Source organism: Pseudomonas sp. 29 (assembly GCF_002754355.1).
In the GTDB taxonomy this organism is placed as follows: Bacteria; Pseudomonadota; Gammaproteobacteria; order Pseudomonadales; family Pseudomonadaceae; genus Aquipseudomonas; species Aquipseudomonas neuropathica.
Genome location: NZ_PEEY01000001.1, coordinates 424,273 through 441,287, shown reverse-complemented (window position 1 = coordinate 441,287; position 17,015 = coordinate 424,273). Strand labels below are relative to the sequence as shown.

General features: G+C 59.7%; 19 protein-coding genes. 11 read left to right on the top strand and 8 right to left on the bottom strand.

Translation table 11 applies throughout. From position 1 onward, the window contains the following. Positions 1 to 516 carry a methylated-DNA--[protein]-cysteine S-methyltransferase gene (locus CLU80_RS02040; RefSeq protein ID WP_099756627.1) on the bottom strand — a complete coding sequence of 172 codons (516 nt, stop codon included), beginning with the start codon at positions 514 to 516 and terminating at the stop codon, positions 1 to 3. 153 nt (positions 517 to 669) lie between these two features. Between CLU80_RS02040 and ggt the strand changes: the two genes are divergently transcribed. From ggt to CLU80_RS02025, 3 genes are all read left to right on the top strand, one after another. Next, the gene (gene ggt, locus CLU80_RS02035) at positions 670 to 2,397 is read left to right on the top strand and encodes a gamma-glutamyltransferase (RefSeq protein ID WP_093441230.1); all 1,728 of its coding nucleotides are present in this window, start codon (positions 670 to 672) and stop codon (positions 2,395 to 2,397) included. 66 nt (positions 2,398 to 2,463) lie between these two features. After that, positions 2,464 to 2,997 carry a cysteine hydrolase family protein gene (locus CLU80_RS02030; protein WP_099756626.1) on the top strand — a complete coding sequence of 178 codons (534 nt, stop codon included), beginning with the start codon at positions 2,464 to 2,466 and terminating at the stop codon, positions 2,995 to 2,997. Between the two features lie 198 nt (positions 2,998 to 3,195). After that, entirely contained in the window at positions 3,196 to 4,209 is a 1,014-nt protein-coding gene (locus CLU80_RS02025) for a lysozyme inhibitor LprI family protein (protein ID WP_099756625.1), read from the top strand. Positions 4,210 to 4,240: 31 nt separating this feature from the next. Here CLU80_RS02025 and CLU80_RS02020 read toward each other — a convergent pair whose 3' ends face one another. After that, on the bottom strand, positions 4,241 to 4,873 hold the full coding sequence (locus CLU80_RS02020; protein ID WP_099756624.1) for a TetR/AcrR family transcriptional regulator: 633 nt from the start codon (positions 4,871 to 4,873) through the stop codon (positions 4,241 to 4,243). A 143-nt stretch (positions 4,874 to 5,016) separates the two neighbouring features. On the opposite strand from CLU80_RS02020, the gene CLU80_RS02015 reads away from it, so the two are divergent. Next, a complete protein-coding gene (locus CLU80_RS02015; RefSeq protein WP_099756623.1) occupies positions 5,017 to 5,475 on the top strand; it encodes a GNAT family N-acetyltransferase in 459 nt (152 codons plus the stop codon). A gap of 128 nt (positions 5,476 to 5,603) precedes the next feature. Further along, positions 5,604 to 6,239, top strand: coding sequence for a hypothetical protein (locus CLU80_RS02010; RefSeq protein ID WP_099756622.1), 636 nt, complete (start codon positions 5,604 to 5,606; stop codon positions 6,237 to 6,239). A 40-nt stretch (positions 6,240 to 6,279) separates the two neighbouring features. Here CLU80_RS02010 and CLU80_RS02005 read toward each other — a convergent pair whose 3' ends face one another. Together CLU80_RS02005 and CLU80_RS02000 are read right to left on the bottom strand one after the other, a co-directional pair. After that, positions 6,280 to 6,825 (bottom strand): hypothetical protein, encoded by a 546-nt coding sequence (locus CLU80_RS02005; RefSeq protein ID WP_007908120.1) that lies wholly within the window; start codon positions 6,823 to 6,825, stop codon positions 6,280 to 6,282. Between the two features lie 53 nt (positions 6,826 to 6,878). Then, positions 6,879 to 7,196 carry a DUF7693 family protein gene (locus tag CLU80_RS02000; protein WP_099756621.1) on the bottom strand — a complete coding sequence of 106 codons (318 nt, stop codon included), beginning with the start codon at positions 7,194 to 7,196 and terminating at the stop codon, positions 6,879 to 6,881. A gap of 157 nt (positions 7,197 to 7,353) precedes the next feature. Here CLU80_RS02000 and CLU80_RS01995 point away from each other — a divergent pair, with 157 nt between their 5' ends. Next, positions 7,354 to 8,799: a SulP family inorganic anion transporter gene (locus tag CLU80_RS01995; protein WP_099756620.1), complete on the top strand. Its 1,446-nt coding sequence runs from the start codon at positions 7,354 to 7,356 to the stop codon at positions 8,797 to 8,799. A gap of 571 nt (positions 8,800 to 9,370) precedes the next feature. Here the strand turns inward: CLU80_RS01995 and CLU80_RS01990 are convergent. After that, a complete protein-coding gene (locus CLU80_RS01990; protein WP_093441201.1) occupies positions 9,371 to 9,883 on the bottom strand; it encodes a carboxymuconolactone decarboxylase family protein in 513 nt (170 codons plus the stop codon). Between the two features lie 131 nt (positions 9,884 to 10,014). Between CLU80_RS01990 and CLU80_RS01985 the strand changes: the two genes are divergently transcribed. Beyond that, positions 10,015 to 10,830, top strand: a complete 816-nt coding sequence (locus CLU80_RS01985) for an AraC family transcriptional regulator (RefSeq protein ID WP_095048045.1) — start codon at positions 10,015 to 10,017, stop codon at positions 10,828 to 10,830. 3 nt (positions 10,831 to 10,833) lie between these two features. Here CLU80_RS01985 and CLU80_RS01980 read toward each other — a convergent pair whose 3' ends face one another. Continuing rightward, entirely contained in the window at positions 10,834 to 11,727 is an 894-nt protein-coding gene (locus tag CLU80_RS01980) for a DMT family transporter (protein WP_099756619.1), read from the bottom strand. Between the two features lie 89 nt (positions 11,728 to 11,816). Here CLU80_RS01980 and CLU80_RS01975 point away from each other — a divergent pair, with 89 nt between their 5' ends. The 4 genes from CLU80_RS01975 to CLU80_RS01960 all read left to right on the top strand — a co-directional run bounded on the left by CLU80_RS01975 (position 11,817) and on the right by CLU80_RS01960 (position 14,886). Beyond that, positions 11,817 to 13,148: an aminotransferase-like domain-containing protein gene (locus CLU80_RS01975; protein WP_099756618.1), complete on the top strand. Its 1,332-nt coding sequence runs from the start codon at positions 11,817 to 11,819 to the stop codon at positions 13,146 to 13,148. A 52-nt stretch (positions 13,149 to 13,200) separates the two neighbouring features. Continuing rightward, positions 13,201 to 13,587 (top strand): c-type cytochrome, encoded by a 387-nt coding sequence (locus CLU80_RS01970; RefSeq protein WP_093441176.1) that lies wholly within the window; start codon positions 13,201 to 13,203, stop codon positions 13,585 to 13,587. A 197-nt stretch (positions 13,588 to 13,784) separates the two neighbouring features. Continuing rightward, the gene (locus CLU80_RS01965) at positions 13,785 to 14,480 is read left to right on the top strand and encodes a hypothetical protein (RefSeq protein ID WP_099756617.1); all 696 of its coding nucleotides are present in this window, start codon (positions 13,785 to 13,787) and stop codon (positions 14,478 to 14,480) included. Positions 14,481 to 14,592: 112 nt separating this feature from the next. Beyond that, on the top strand, positions 14,593 to 14,886 hold the full coding sequence (locus CLU80_RS01960) for a hypothetical protein (protein ID WP_099756616.1): 294 nt from the start codon (positions 14,593 to 14,595) through the stop codon (positions 14,884 to 14,886). Here CLU80_RS01960 and CLU80_RS01955 read toward each other — a convergent pair whose 3' ends face one another. Beyond that, positions 14,887 to 16,527, bottom strand: a complete 1,641-nt coding sequence (locus CLU80_RS01955; protein ID WP_093441156.1) for a sensor domain-containing diguanylate cyclase — start codon at positions 16,525 to 16,527, stop codon at positions 14,887 to 14,889. Between the two features lie 147 nt (positions 16,528 to 16,674). Then, complete coding sequence (locus CLU80_RS01950; protein WP_099756615.1) at positions 16,675 to 16,998, bottom strand: hypothetical protein; 324 nt, start codon at positions 16,996 to 16,998, stop codon at positions 16,675 to 16,677. Positions 16,999 to 17,015: the final 17 nt, after the last annotated feature.

Below are 17,015 nucleotides of genomic sequence, written 5' to 3'. Positions count from 1 at the left end.
TCAGAACAGCTCGCCGGTTTTGCCAATTTGCGACCACTGCCCACCCTCCAGGCTCAGCAAGTGCTCTTTCGCCTCAAGCCCACCGGCAAACCCGGTCAGCTTCCCCGACGCGCCGATCACCCGATGACACGGCGCGACAATGGAGATCGGGTTGCGTCCGTTCGCTGCGCCCACTGCCCGTACAGCGCTGGGATTGCCAATCTGTCTGGCGATCTGGCTGTAGGTGCGCGTCTGGCCAAAGGGAATGGTCAGCAGCGCCGCCCAGACCTTTTTCTGAAAATCGGTGCCAGCGAAATCCAGTTCCAGGTCAAAACAGTCCCGCGTCCCGGAAAAATATTCTCCGAGTTGTCGAGCCGTTCGAATCAGGATCGGATTGTCGTGTGCCTCGCTCATCGGCCCGAGGCGCACGCGGTCGGGTTTATCGTTTTCCCAGAGGATGGCCGCCAGTCGTGAGCCGTTCGCGACCAGCTTCAGCTCGCCGACGGGCGAGGGCAGGGTGATGAACGTATAAGACATGACGACAGACTCCGGAGCAGGGCGGCAACAGCGCCCAGCATACTGCCTGATCGGGGAGGCGCAATACGCAAAGCCGACCATACTGCTTGGTGCTCTTGCAGCGTATCCCCCTCTGTTCTGCACAGACCCTGAAAACAAAAAAGAGATCGACTCATGAAGTACGAACCTTTGGCCAAATCGCTGATAGCGACCTCACTGGCACTCAGCTGTCTCATGGCTCACGCGGCGTCGGTGGCACCGGTTGCCGCAGAAAACGGCATGGTGGTCACCGCGCAACATCTGGCCACCCATGTCGGCGTCGACGTATTGAAAAGTGGCGGTAATGCCGTCGATGCGGCGGTCGCCGTGGGTTACGCGCTGGCGGTGGTCTATCCCGCAGCAGGCAACCTGGGCGGAGGCGGCTTCATGACCATTCAACTGGCAGACGGGCGCAAGACCTTCCTCGATTTTCGTGAGAAAGCACCACTGGCGGCCACTGCCAACATGTACCTCGACAAGGAAGGCAACGTCATTCCCGACTTGAGTACCCGTGGCCACCTGGCGGTGGGCGTGCCGGGCACCGTGTCCGGCATGGAGTTGGCGCTGAGCAAATACGGGACCAAACCGCGCAAGGAAATGATTGCACCGGCGATCAAACTGGCGGAAGACGGTTTTGCGCTGGAGCAGGGTGACGTCGAGTTGCTGGAGTACGCCACCGACGTGTTCAAGAAGGACATGCGCGACTCCGGTTCGATCTTCCTGCATAACGGCGAGCCGATGCAGGTCGGGCAGAAACTGGTGCAGAAGGATCTCGGCAAAACCCTGCGGACCATTTCCGAAAAAGGCGCCGACGGCTTCTATAAAGGCTGGGTTGCCGACGCCATCGTCACCTCCAGCCAGGCCAACAAAGGCATCATCACCCAGGCTGACCTCGATAAATACAAGACCCGCGAACTGGCTCCGGTGGAATGCGACTACCGTGGTTATCACGTGGTCTCGGCGCCGCCGCCAAGCTCTGGCGGGGTAGTGATCTGCCAGATCATGAACATCCTCGAAGGCTATCCGATGAAGGATCTGGGCTTCCATTCGGCCCAAGGCATGCACTATCAGATCGAAGCCATGCGCCACGCCTATGTTGATCGCAACAGCTACCTGGGCGATCCGGATTTCGTCAAAAACCCGATCGAGCATCTGCTGGACAAGAACTACGCGACCAAACTGCGCGACGCCATCCAGCCGCAAAAGGCCGGCGTGTCGGCCGAACTCAAACCCGGCGTAGCCCCCCATGAGGGCAGCAACACCACTCACTACTCGATCGTCGACAAGTGGGGCAATGCGGTGTCGGTCACTTACACCCTCAATGACTGGTTCGGCGCGGGCGTGATGGCGAGCAAGACCGGGGTGATCCTCAACGATGAAATGGACGACTTCACCTCCAAGGTCGGCGTGCCGAACATGTACGGCCTGGTGCAGGGCGAAGCCAATGCGATTGCTCCGGGCAAGGCACCGCTGTCGTCGATGAGCCCGACCATTGTCACCAAGGATGGCAAAGTGGTGATGGTGGTCGGTACACCGGGCGGCAGCCGTATTATCACGGCGACTTTGCTGACCATGCTCAATGTCATCGACTACGGCATGGGCCTGCAGGAGGCGGTCGATGCGCCACGTTTCCACCAGCAGTGGATGCCGGAGGAAACCAACCTCGAAGACTTCGCCGCCAGCCCCGACACGAAGAAGCTCCTTGAGAGCTGGGGTCACAAGTTTGCCGGCCCGCAGGACGCCAACCACATCGCCGCGATTCTGGTGGGTGCACCTTCGCTGGGCGGTAAGCCGGTCGGCAAAAACCGTTTCTACGGCGCCAACGATCCACGCCGCAACACGGGCTTGTCACTGGGTTACTGAGGCGCGTAAAAAGGGGGCGGGCTTACGTCCGCCCCTGTCTCAAGGACTGATCAAGGAAGGCTCATCATGACCACCGCATTACTGATCATCGACGTCCAGCGCGCCCTCTGCTCGGGCGAATATCAGTGCTACGACATTCAGCGCGTGCTCGACACCATCAACGGTCTCAGTGCTCGCGCACGCAAGGCTGGCGTGCCCGTGGTGCTGATCCAACATGAAGAAAAGGACAGCCCGTTGGCCCATGGTGCCGAAGGCTGGCAACTGGCCGAAGGGCTTGAGACATCGCCTAAGGACCTGCGCGTACGCAAGACCACCCGGGACTCGTTTTACCAGACTGACCTGGGTAAATTTTTGCCAAGTGAAGACTTCGAACGACTGGTTATTTGCGGTCTGCAAACCGATTACTGTGTCAATGCGACCGTACGCCGGGCCCATGAGCTGGGTTATGACGTAGTGCTTGCCGCCGACGCGCATTCCACCGTCGACAACGGCAATATGAGCGCCGAAGACATCATCGCCGAGCACAACAAGGATCTGGCGCATCTGACTGGCTCGGTGGCGCGTATCGACGTCAAACCCGCAGCCAGCATCACGTTCTGACCATCCAGACAAAACCCTGTGGGAGCGAGCCTGCTCGCGAAGGCAGTGTGTCAGTCGACATTGATAGTGGCTGATCCACCGCTTTCGCGAGCAAGCTCGCTCCCACATTGATTGAAGAATCCTGATTGCTGTGACCATCAGGGATTTCCGTTGGCAGCACTGGCATACTGCGCGCCGTCCGAAGAATGGAATCTCTCGATGTTCGCTATCTCCCGGCGTCATGCCTTGGCGCTGATGTGCCTTGCGTTTGCCTCTATCACCCACGCCAGCAGTTTCGATTGCGCCAGCGCTGCCAGCAAAACTGAAAAAGCCATTTGTGGCGACCCGCAGATCTCGCAACTCGATGAGAAGCTGGGCAAGCTCTGGCACTCGACATCGGCTGATGTCCCCGATGCCAAAGCCCTCAAGGCAGACCAGCGGCAGTGGCTGAAAAACCGCAACGCCTGTGGCGATCAGACAGCCTGTTTGCGTCGGCAGTATTTAATGCGCCTGACCGAACTTGAACACGCCACCCAGCCCTTCAGTTGGGACGCGACCTGGCAGCTCATTCCGCCAGGGACCTCAACCTCGGCGACAGTCATAACCCAGCGCCGCGACCCCACGCACATCAGCATCGACATCACGGCGGCTGAGGGCGCCAACTCCGGTGATCTGGATGGCGTTGCCACACTCAAGGACGGTAAAGCCGTTTACTCGGAAGACCAGTGCACCCTGTTGTTCACCCCCATCAATGGTGTGCTGGATATTTCTCTCGTCGGTGCAGGCGGATATTGCAGTGCCGGGTTGGGCGTCTACTACACCGGTCGTTTTGTCGCTTCGCAGCAACCGCTGACGCTGGATTACGACATGCTCAGCCTGGGCCTGGCGCAAACACCGGGAGAAAACCAGGCACTGCACACGTTGCTCAAGACTGATTATCAGACGCTGGTGGAAAAGTCCGGCTCGTTGATGACCGCTGAATCTTCCGCTGATGTACCGGGTAGTCAGGTCTGGGAGATGTGGATGCGCGGCCTGGGTGGCACCGGCATCGTGATGCGGTCAGCCGATGGCCATTTCTGGGTCTTGTTGGTTACCTACGACAACACCGGACACTCGCGCCTGCGCTATTACACCGATGTTGCGAAATGGAAAAAACGTCTACCCGGCGCTTTGCACGACTGGAACGAGCGCATGAAAGATCATCTGGAACTCCCCGTAGACTTCATGCCCTGATCTGCGCAGCATTGCGCCATCACGTCGCAAACTACACCCCACGAATCTCGCCCACCCGCGGCGCTACGACCACGCCCTCCAGCACCATGCGCGTGATCGTCTGTGCCGCCGTTTGATAATCCTCATCCTGCGGCACTTCGCGCCCCATGATCCGGCCCATCTGCCAGCCGATATTGGTGTACGTGCGCGTTGCCGACCAGATGAACAGCATCAAATGCTCCGGATCCACCGGCGCGAGCAAACCGCGCTCGATCCAGCTGCGCAGACATTCAACGTTGCGCTGCGCTTCGGCCTGCAACAGATCGCGGCACTCATCCGGCAACTGGCGACCGCCCAATAACAATTCGCCACTGAACACCTTGGCAATCGCCGGATGTTCGCGGGCGATGCGAATGCGTGCGGCCACGTAGGCGCGCAGTCCCGTCAGCGGATCATCACTTTCACGCAGCACCGCCGAGGCTTCCAGCAGCGGCTCGACAAACCCCAGCAGCACTTTGCTGTAGAGGTTTTCCTTGCTCTGGCAGTAGTAATACAGATTGGCTTTGGGCACCCCGGCACGCGCCGCGATATCGCGGGTCTGGGTGGCGTTGAAGCCGTTGGCGGCGAATTCCTCGCTGGCAGCGGCGAGGATCAACTGCTCGTTGCGTACGCGGATGGCACTCATGGCAATACAGGTTGGCTGGACGGCATGGAAAGATTCTGGCGATTTCGGTTTCGCAATATACAAAACTATATAGCGATGAAGCCAGCACACTCGAAGGGCGACGCTATGCTGGTTCGATCATTGACTGGAAACGGAGCAGGCACATGACCCTTCAGACACTGCGGGCCGACGCGACACACCTGGATGCGGTGGCGCAGTTGTTCGACGCTTACCGAGTCTTTTACCAGCAGCCGTCGAACCTTGAGCAATCACGAACCTTCATCGCCGCGCGCATGGCCGGCGATGAATCCGCGATTTTTCTGGTTCAGGATGAAAAGGGCTTGGCGCTGGGGTTCGTGCAGTTGTATCCGACGTTCTCGTCCATCGATGCCCACCGCACCTGGCTACTCAGCGACCTGTTCACCACGCCCGCCACCCGTGGGCGTGGGGTTGGCCGATTGTTGATGAACACTGCACGCGACTTTGCCTTGGCGACCGGTGCCAAAGGGCTGGTACTGGAAACCGCTACCGACAACTTCACGGCTCAAGGCTTGTACGAATCCCTCGGCTACGTGCGTGACAGCGGTTATTACACCTACAACCTCGACTTGCGGCAGGGCTGATCAAATTTTTTTGCTGATTTCCTCAATTCAGGCTTTCGCCCGAAGGCCGCTCTCTCTAGAATCCGCCCGGCCTTCACAATGAAGGCGCAATGCCATCATTTGGTTTTGTACACATAGGGACGGACATCATGCAATTCGGGAAAATTCTGGCGCTGGGGCTGGTACTTGCGCTGGGCGGTTGTGCCAGTTTCACCAAAGACGAAGTGGCGCCGGTGACCATGCCGTCGATGGCCAGCTACACCAACAAGCCAAACGTCTACGTCGATTTCGACTTCTACCAGGGCGAACCGAAAAGCGGCTCCGCTGTGGAAGTGCCGCAAGCGCGCGATCAACTGAAACCACAGCTGCAAAAAATTCTCACTGACTCGGGTCTGTTCGGCCGTGTCACCCTGGACGAGTTCCAGAAGCAGCCGGGCGATTACAGCCTGCGTCTGAAAATGTACAACCATCCGCCGAATGCCGGTTCCATGGTGCTGGCCTTCATCAGCGGCTTCAGCATGATGGTGATCCCGGCGTATGGCACCGATCAGTACACCATGAGCCTGGAAGGCATGGATGGACAAGGTCAGGCCCTGACCACCGCGAGCAACCACGATGCGATCGGTACCTGGATCGGCATCTGGTTCATCCCGCTGATGGCCAACACGCCTAAAGACGCGGTGAATGACACCTTCACCCGTCAGGTCAACGCGCTGCTCAAGCAGATGGTTGATAGCAAGAACCTGAAGTACTCGGCACTCGAAACCCGCATTCCACGGGGCTGAAGCCAAAAAAAGAGCCGCAATCGCGGCTCTTTTTTTACCCTTACTTCAGGGCCTGAATGAACTGTGGATCGCTGTAGAGTTCCTTGAGCAAGTCACGCACCATCGGGTTGTAAGCGTTGACTGCGTTCGGGATCGCAATGAAGCCGAAGAAGCTGCTGCTCCATTGGCTGCTGACATTCTTGGTCGCGTCGTACACCACATCGTTGCCGTTGAGCAGGGTGAAACGTGCAGCAAGTTTGCCGTCGCCCGTGCCCATGCCGGCGGACAGTTCGTTCTTCACCACCAGCACTTTCAACTGACGCTGAGCCTGCGGATCGAGCAGACCGGCCTTGCGCAGTTCTTCGGTGATCGCATCCTGAATGTGTGCCGGGATGCTGCCGGACGGCGAGCGAACCGGGTTGGCACGGACCACCAGCGAACCTTCACCGGATTCGGCCGTGACCTGAGGATTGCTGATCGCGTGCAGCGGCGGGGTTTGTTTTAACTTCTGCACGTTCTCGAAGCTTGGTTCGTAACGGGTCATGGTCATGCCACAGCCTTGCAGGAGCAGGGCCAGCATCGGGATCAACAACAGCGACTTCTTCACGGCAGTTCCTTGCGTGGGAATAGAGGAGGGCGCGAATTATGGGCAGAGTGCCATCATTGAGCAACCTCGTTCGTTTGCGCGTTGAGCATTCGCTCGATCTGCGCCAATTCCCAGGTACTGAGCAAACTCACCGGATCGGTGCCATAACGCTGCCAACTGTCCAGCGCGCCTTCTTGTCCGTCACCATTGCGGGCGAATTCACAGTGATGTAACCGCCCACCTTCAACATCCAGCCGCAACTGCCAGCCTTCGATATCGACCGTGACCAGCCCGGCCTTGGTAGGCCGCTCGCAGATTTTCAAAGCGAGCACGCCCAGCGCCGCTTCACGCAAACGCTGACACACCTCGCGGGCGCTCAGAAATGCAGACATGTCGAACTCAATGACCAGAGGAGCGCGCCAGCATAAAGGTCGGACCGACAAGTGTCAGCGTTCACTGGCCCGATCCGCGACAATTCCGTAACATCCGCAACCCTCTTTTTCCCGAACACCTGCAGCCGCACTCGGCGGCCGCTCAATCAGGTAAGCCATGAAACCGATTCGTCTGCGCGCCGATGTCCTGGCCGGACTCACCACCTCGTTTGCCCTGTTGCCCGAATGTATTGCGTTCGCACTGGTGGCGCACCTCAATCCGCTGATGGGCCTGTACGGTGCCTTCATCATTTGTACGCTGACGGCGTTGTTTGGCGGCCGGCCGGGCATGGTCTCTGGTGCGGCGGGCTCGATGGCCGTGGTCATCGTCGCGCTGGTGGTGCAGCACGGCGTGCAGTATTTACTGGCGACAGTGTTGCTCGGCGGTCTGATCATGATGGCGTTCGGGCTGCTGCGCCTGGGCAAACTGGTGCGTATGGTGCCGCACCCGGTAATGCTCGGCTTCGTCAACGGGCTGGCGATCATCATTGCGCTGGCGCAACTGGAGCATTTCAAGAGCGGTGAAGACTGGCTCAGCGGTACGCCGTTGTACTTGATGGCCGGACTGGTGGCGCTGACCATGGCCATCGTCTACATCCTGCCGCGTCTGACGAAAGCGGTGCCGCCGGCACTGGTGGCGATCCTCGGCGTCGGCTTGCTGGTTTATCTGTTCGGCCTGCCGACCCGCACCCTTGGCGACATGGCACACATCGCCGGTGGCTTGCCGACCTTCGCCTTGCCGGATATTCCGTGGAATCTTGAAACCCTGCGCATCATTGCGCCTTACGCGATTCTGATGGCGCTGGTTGGTTTGCTGGAAACCCTGCTGACGTTGAACCTCACCGATGAAATCACCGAAACCCGTGGCTACCCGGATCGTGAGTGCGTGGCGCTCGGCGCGGCCAATATGGTCTCGGGTGCGTTCGGCGGTATGGGCGGGTGCGCGATGATCGGCCAGACCGTGATCAATCTCAGTTCCGGTGGGCGCGGGCGTTTGTCCGGTGTGGTCGCCGGGGTGCTGATTCTGTTGTTCATTCTGTTTTTGTCGCCGCTGATCGAGCGTATTCCGCTGGCGGCGCTGGTGGGTGTGATGTTTGTGGTGTCGCAGCAGACTTTTGCCTGGGCGTCGTTGCGGGTGGTGAACAAAGTGCCGCTCAATGATGTGCTGGTGATCATTGCTGTGACTACCATCACGGTGTTCACTGATCTGGCCACTGCGGTGCTGTGCGGCATCATTATCGCTGCGCTTAACTTTGCCTGGCAGCAGGCGCGTGAGTTGTATGCCGATGAGCATCTGGAGGCTGACGGCAGCAAGCTTTATCGTTTGCATGGCACGTTGTTTTTTGCTTCGACTACGCCGTTTCTCAATCAGTTTGATCCGGCTAATGATCCGGCTCGGGTGACGCTGGATTGTCGGCATTTGAGTTTTGTTGATTATTCGGCGATTGCGGCTTTGAGGACTCTGCGCGAGCGCTATGCCAAGGCGGGTAAGCATTTGCAGGTGTTTCATTTGTCTGAGCGGTGCAAGAAATTGTTGAAGCGGGCGGGTGAGGTGCATCACTGATTGTCTGGTTGACCGGGTATATATCCGTTGCTGCGGGTGTTGCTGATTAGGGTTCCGCCCTTACGGCGGGTCACTTTTTCCAGACGCCGAAAAAGTAACCAAAAAGGCTTGCTCCTACGTGCGGCCCGCTCGCTGGGGCTCGGGGTTCCTTCGCTCCGGGATCCATCCGGGCGCATCGCCTACGGTTTGCTTCGCTGCACCTCCTCTCGCTGTGTTTGGCTGCGCCAAACGGTCGCTGCGCTCCCACGCCCGGATGAATCCCTCCACTCAGCCTTCCGACGTCGCCCGTGGATCAAGATCAAGATCAAGAGCTGCAGCCGAGCTAACGCTCATCCTGTTGAGTGGGGCGGCTTTGCCGCTGGGGTTGTACGCACGTTAAAACTGTGGGAGCGAGCCTGCTCGCGAAGGCGGCCTGACAGCCGACCTGTTTCTGGCGGGTTGTAGGCGATCCAATTGTAGGAGTGAGCCTGCTCGCGATGGCGTCGGGTCGGTCAAAGATGCTTTGAATGACACGCCGCTAGCGCTTGCAGATTCGCTCCCACTGTTGTTGTTGTTGTTGTGTGGCCAGACTTCAGATGGCCGGGAAGTCGATATCGGTCAGCGCCGCATTGTTCAGGTAGTTGGTCAGGCTCTGCACGGCCACCAGTGCAATCACTTCAATGATCTTCACGTCGTCGATGCCGGCAGCGCGGGCGGCGGCGATTTGTTCATCACTCAAGTGGCCACGGCTTTCAGTCAATTGGCGGGCGAGGGTTGCGTAGGCGTTGAGCTCGCCCTGGCGTGCGGCGACGATGTCCTGCGCCGAGAGCCCGGCTTTGCCGGCAAACAAGGTGTGTGCCGCCAGGCAGTAGTCGCAACCGTTGACCTGTGAGGTGGCGAGGTACACCGCTTCTTTTTCCTGGGCGTTCAGCGAGGTCTTGCCGAGGATGGCCGAGGCTTGTACGTAAGTTTCGAGGGCCACCGGTGCTTTGGCCAGGGTGGTGAAGACGTTGGGCAGGAAACCGATTTTCTTTTTCACGCCTTCCAGCACAGGGCGGCTGGCGTCGGCGGCGGTTTCGAGGCTGATAGCGTGGATGCGGCTCATGGTGATTCTCCGAAAGTCCGGTGCGAAGTGCGCCGGGGATGGAGGTCATGTTATGCAGTGAGGCTGGTGGATTGGCGGCAAATCGTCGAGGATATGCGGCAGATCGTCCAGATATGCCCTCGGAGTCGTCCATGGATCGCCTTTCAACATTGCTCAGCCATTTCGGCGTGAATGCCGGTACGTTCCACAGCGGCGCGTTTTGCGGCGTCAGCGTTCATGACAACGAGCCGGTGGGGCATGTGCATCTTTTGCAGGCCGGTGAATTGCTGCTCAAACCGGGCAACGAGCGTGAGATTCGCCTGAGCGAACCGTCGCTGATCTTCTTCCCCCGACCCTTTACCCATCGCATGTTTGCCGATGAAGCCATGGACACCCGATTGGTCTGCGCCACGCTGACGTTTGATGGCGGCTCCGGCAATGCCCTGGCGGCGGCGCTGCCGGATTATCTGGTGCTGAAACTGACGGACATCCCGGAGTTGGGCAACACCGTGGAATGGCTGTTCAAGGAAGCGTTCGAAGGTCATTGCGGGCGGGTGGCGGTGATGGATCGCCTGTTCGAACTGCTGGTGATTCTGTTGCTGCGGCACTTGATCAGCAGTCGCGAACAACAACCGGGGATGATCGCCGGGCTGGCCGATCCACGCCTGTCCCGTGCCTTGAACCTGATGCACGAGCAACCGCAAAAACCGTGGAGCGTGGCGGATCTGGCCGCTGTCGCCAACCTGTCCCGCGCCGGGTTTGCCGAGCAGTTTCGCCGGGTTGTCGGGCAAACGCCGGCCGATTATCTGCTGAGTTGGCGCGTCAGCCTGGCGCAGAAACGCCTGCGCGAAGGCAGACCGATTGCGCTGATTGCCGAAGAGGTCGGTTACGAAAGTCCTTCGGCGCTGGCCCGGGCGTTTCGGCGCAAGACCGGGCTCAGCCCACGCGAGTGGAAGGCGGGTGCCTGAAGATCATTTGGCGAATTTCTTCGCCCCGGCGACACACAGGATCACGCCAAACGTCACGGCGAGCATGCCGAGGCTGACCTGTTCATGTAGCAGGGTCGCCGCCAGCGCCAGACCGAAAAACGGCTGCAGTAATTGCAACTGACCGACCGCGGCAATCCCGCCCTGAGCCAGGCCGCGATACCAGAACACAAAACCGATCAGCATGCTGAACAGCGACACGTAACCCAGGCATAGCCACGCCGACAGACTGATTGTGTTGAACGAGGCGGGCGCCAGCCACACACTCAACACCGCCATGAGTGGCAGCGAAAGCACCAGCGCCCAGCAAATCACCTGCCAGCCGCCGAGAGTGCGCGACAACTTCGCGCCTTCGGCGTAACCGAGACCGCAGGCCAGAATCGCCGCGAGCATCAGCAGATCGCCAGTGGGCGAGGCAGTCAGACCTTGTGCCAGCGCGAAGCCGACCACCAGCGCGCTGCCGAACATCGAGAAAATCCAGAACACCGGTCGCGGCCGCTCACCGCCGCGCAGCACAGCAAAAATCGCTGTGGCCAGTGGCAGCAAGCCGACAAACACAATCGAATGCGCCGACGTCACATGTTGCAGCGCCAGGGCGGTAAGCAGTGGAAAACCAAGTACCACGCCCAGCGCGACAATCAACAGCGACAACCACTGATTGCGCGCCGGGCGCCGCTCGCGAAACAGCCACAACAGCGCCACCGCCAACACCCCGGCGATGGCGGCGCGAACCACCGTGAGAAACACCGGATCGAACTCCAGCACCGCCATACGCGTGGCCGGCAGCGAACCGCTGAAGATCACCACGCCGATAAAACCGTTGATCCAGCCACTGGTTTTTTCCAGTGCCGGGGTCGTCAGATTCGAAGTCCTTTCCATCACCGTTCACGCTCGGAAGTGGGTTGCATTGCAGCCATGCTAGAGCCGAGAATCAGCACAATCAAAGAATTGTCATGGATACATCCGGCATGCCACGTTCGCGCTACAAGACACTGGTTGACGCCTACGCGGCGGACATCCGCTCGGGGATGTTGCCGCCGGGTACACGGTTGCCGACCCACCGGCAACTGGCCGCTCAAGAAGGGCTGGCGCTGGTCACGGCCTCGCGGGTATATGCAGAGCTGGAGGCCATGGGCCTGATCAGCGGTGAGACCGGGCGCGGTACGTTTGTCCGCGAAACGTCGCTGTCGCCGGGGAAGGGCATCGATCAGAAAGACGTGGCGGTCGGCGTGATCGACCTCAATTTCAATTACCCATCGTTGCCCGGTCAGGCGGATTTGTTGCGCACAGCGCTGCGCCAATTGGCGTTGTCGGGCGATCTGGAGGCGTTGCTGCGTTATCAACCGCACGCCGGGCGCGGCCACGAGCGCGCGTCGGTCGCGCGGCACCTGCTGACGCGCGGGGTGAGGGTCGAGGCCGAGCAAGTGCTGATCGTCAACGGCGCCCAGCAAGGCCTCGCAGTGACGCTGATGGCGCTGCTCAAACCCGGCGATGTGATCGCCGCCGACGCGCTGACCTATTCCGGGTTCAAGGTGCTGGCCGAAGCGCTGCATCTGGAAGTCGTAGCCATTGCGCTCGGTGATCAAGGGCCGGATCTCGCCGCGCTGGACAAACTCTGTCGCAGCCGCTCGGTGCGCGCCGTGTACAGCATGCCGACGTTGCACAACCCGTTGGGTTGGGTGATGCCGCTGGCGCAGCGCGAGCAGTTGGTGGCGATTGCACGGCGATATGATCTGACAATAATCGAAGACGCGGCCTACGCCTTTTTGGTTGAAAACCCACCGCGTACGCTGATCGATCTGGCGCCGGAGCGCACGGTTTACGTCTCGGGCCTGTCGAAAAACATCGCCACAGGCCTGCGTGTCGGTTTCATCGCCGCCCCGACCGACGTGGTGCCAGCACTGGAACGCATCATCCGCGCCACGACCTGGAACACCCCAGGCGTCATGACTGCCATCGCCTGTGGCTGGCTCGACGACGGCACGGTGACGGTGCTTGAGGAACAGAAGCGCAACGACGCCAAGGTGCGGCAGGCACTGGCCACCGAAGTGTTGAAAGGACTGCCGAGCATTGGCCATCCGGCGTCGTATTTCCTGTGGCTACCGCTGCCGGAAGACGTGCGCGCCGATCAGATTGTCGTCGAGCTGATGCACGAGCAGATTTCCGTCACCACGGCTGAACCGTTTTCGGTGGCGGGTCATGTGCCGCATGCGATTCGCCTGGCGTTGGGCTCGGTAGAGATGGACGTGTTGCGTCAGGCGTTGAGCAAAGTCAGAAAGATCATTGGCGCTTACCTGTAAAAACATAATGCTACCCTTGCGTCGCCCGATGCAGACCGATCCGGAACTCTCGATGAAAAACACCGCTGCACTGTCACTCGCCCTGATGCTCGCCACTGGCCTGTCCAGTACGTTCACCCTCGCCGCAGGCGACCCCGAAGCCGGCGCGAAAATTTTTCCGCGTCTGTGCGGCGGCTGCCATCAGGTCGGCGAATCGGCCCGCCCCGGATTCGGTCCGCAACTCAATGGCATCATCGGTCGGCCCGCCGGTACGTCAGCGAATTACGTGTATTCAGAGGCGATGAAGAACTCGGGAGTGACCTGGGATCGCGAAACGCTGATCGCCTATCTGAAGGATCCGAAAGGCGTGGTGCCGGGTACGCGGATGATTTTCTGGGGCTTGAGCGACGAAGAAAAACTCGACAATTTGCTGGCGTACCTCCAGACCTTCACGCAATAACGGTAGCTCCTACAGGGCGTGCGTGTTTTTGAGGTGCCGCGATGTCGGTTGATGCTCTCTGTGGCAACCCCCTCCATCACGCTCGATTGATTCCGCCGCCAGGGTCATGACCGTCACCACTACGTCTTCTTCGCGACTCAAGTATTGCGGTGTTCGGGCGATATGCCGGACACCCAAGTCCCTGATTGAAAAATGACATGAAAAAGCTACTCGTCGCTGTTGCTGCCCTCGTTTTGCTGACGGGTTGCGTGACCAAAGATCTCAGCGTTGAAGACCGCCAGCAGATCAAAACCGTGAAAGTGCTGCCGGTGTTTGTTGCCGTCGATAACTTTCAATACACCAGCATGACGCAGGCCTGGGGCGCCGGCCTGGGTGCTGGAGCCGGCGCAGCGGCAGGTATGGCCTCAGGTGCTTCGACTTCTGGCGCCGGTGCGTTAACGGGGGCGGGCTCTGTGGCAGGGACGAAAGCGGCGGACGTGGCCACCGGCGATATCACTCTGGCGATTCGCAACAACATGAAGGCCAATGGCATCGACCTGAGCCAGTTGATCCGGCAAAGCTTCGAAAAACGCGTACAGCAGGAACATCTGTTTACCGTGGTGGGCGAGGGTGATCGAGCCGATGCCGAGGTCGAAATTCTGGTCTCGCAATGGGGCCTCTGCCTGAAGAACTTCAGCACCGTGTTGTATCCCGTCATCGGTGCCACGGCGCAAATCAAGCGCAACGGCTCAGCGGTATGGCGTAATTTCGACACGATCTCTGTATCCAACGATGCCAACACCATCGCCTATACACCGGAGCAGTACGCCACGGATCCCGAGGCGTTGCGCAAAGCGTTCAGCCATGTGTCCGATCTGGTGGTCAACAAGCTGGTCGATCACTTGAAACAGTAATCGGCACAAGGCGATCGTGTTCGCGGAACGCTGCGGTCGGTCACGGGTCGATAGGGTACTTGTGCGGTATTTCCCTATCGTCCGGCACACCGTTGCACTCAAGGAGCTCACCATGAAATTTCTGCTACTGGCAGCCCCGCTGTTGCTTGTCAGCGCAATCGCCCATGCCGGCATCCCTATGCTCAACGCGACGTGCCCGGGCAAGATCGAAGTGCACGCCGATGAAGGCGGGCCGATCTATATCAATGGCAAGGAAGGCCAGTTGAAGAAATTCAACGAGAACTACTTCGAAGCCAAAGGCGCGGGCGTGACCATTTCCCTGAGCATCAATCCCGACGGTTCGCCTGCGGTGTCGTACACCGGGAAGAACCGGGCCAACGGGATTTGCGAAGTGAAGAAGGGCTGATCACGCCACCTGATTACGACCTGCCGCCTTGGCCTGATACAACTGCTGATCGGCGCGTTTGATCAGTGCGTTGTGGTTGTTATCGGCCGGGTCCGCCAGGCCGATGCCGATGCTGACCGTCACTTGCCCGATCACCGGGAAGTGAGCTTCGGCGACCGCCACGCGGATCTTCTCGGCGACGACTTCCGGAGTGTCGGGTTTGGCGATTTCCGGCAACAGCACAGCGAACTCTTCGCCGCCGTAACGGGCGACGAAGTCCGTGGTGCGCAAACTGCTCTGAATCAACTGCGCCAATTGTTGCAGCACATCATCACCCACTGCGTGGCCGTGGGAATCATTGATGCGCTTGAAGTGATCGGCATCGATCAGCAGCAGGGAGAACGGACGTCCGGTGCGGCGGAACAGCAGTGTGTATTCGGTGAGTTTCTCGTCGAAACGGCGACGGTTGTAAACGCCGGTCAAACTGTCGTGGGTCGCCAGGCTGAGCAATTCGGCATTGGCCTGCGTCAGCGCAGCGGTGCGTTGCGCGACGGTTGCTTCCAGCGAGGCATTGGCCTCTTGCAGCTCGCGCTCTTTGCCGAGCAGCGATTGCGTCATGGCATCAATGGACTGGCCGAGCTGGGCAATTTCCAGTACTGGGTGCTGCAGCGGGAATTGCGCACCGGGCTGTTGGTTTTGCACCTGCCGCGCCGAGCGCGCGAGCTGTTCGATCGGTCGGCTCAGGTACAGCGCCAGGTAGTAAGCCACCAAGCCGAACAGCACCGCCGCGACCACACCCAGAATCAGCAATTTGTACATCAGCAGGCGCGCCGGTTGCAGTGCGGTTTCCAATGGCTGGCGCACGGCAATCGACCATGACAGCACCGTACTCGACGGCGTCGGTACGGTGACCACGCTGGTGAGGAATCCGTTGCCCGCCGTCCAGCCTTGCCTTTTGGTGTCAATTGCCAGTTGCTGACCCATCAGCGCTTCCGGGTAGAGCACTTTGCCATCGTGATCGATGATCAACGCTTCGATATCCGGCGTTGAGTTTTTATGCGAAAGCGCCGCCGACTCAACAATGCGGGTCACCCAGCTCCAGTGTGCGTGGGCGCCAAGAACACCAATCACCTGGCCGTCTGCGTTGCGGATCGGTGCGGCGAAATCGATGAAGCGCAGCGGTTCACCGTTCGGCAGGGCCGGCAGCATTTTCGCCAGCAACACCGCCTCATGAGGATCGCCGGTGTACTCGCCGCGCAACCCGGCCTGGAACCAGGGCCGTTGCTGCACCGATTGGCCGACCAGCAAGTCGTTCACCGCCTGATGCACCTTGCCCTCGGCATCGGTGACGCCCATCCACGCATACTCGGTGCGGGCCTGGGTGCGCAGTTGCATCGATTTCAGAATCGCCGGGTTATCCAGATCACCACGCTCCAGATGCGGCGCACGGCTGAGCAGATACACCTCCAACTGGCGTTCGCGCAGTCGTTCACCCAACAACGATGCAGCCGAGCGCGCGGTGTTGAGCAACGCATTGCCGCTGGCCTGCTTCATTTGTTCCGTGGCGATATGGCCGACATAGAAGCCCACGCTCAGCAGCGTCAGCAGGGATAAACCGGCAAACCAAAGGGTGAGGTGGCTACGCAGACTGGCTTTGAGCATGGGCAGTCGAGGTCTGTTTTGGAGTTGTGGCCGCATGGTATGCGCAATAGGCGGTGGGTGGCCAGTCGGGGAATGGATGGCGCCGGACGTGAAAAAGCCCGGCTGATCAGGCCGGGCTTTCATTGTGATTGCGATGAAGCCGCAGAGTTATGCGACGCGTCGTTCGATCAGGCGATCAGCGCCACCTTCAGCAACACGACGTTCGATCAGGCGATCCGAGCCACCTTCAGCAACGCGGCGTTCGATCAGGCGATCAGCGCCACCTTCAGCAACGCGGCGTTCGATCAGGCGATCCGAGCCACCTTCAGCAACGCGGCGTTCGATCAGACGATCAGAACCGCCCTCAGCAACACGACTTTCAATCAACTTGTCCGAGCCGCCTTCTGCGACTTGGGTGTGTGCCGGGGTGGCGGCAAAAGCGTTAATGGCGAAAACCGAGAAAGCGATGCTGAGAAGGGTCTGGCGTTTCATGATCGTGTGCTCCGGGG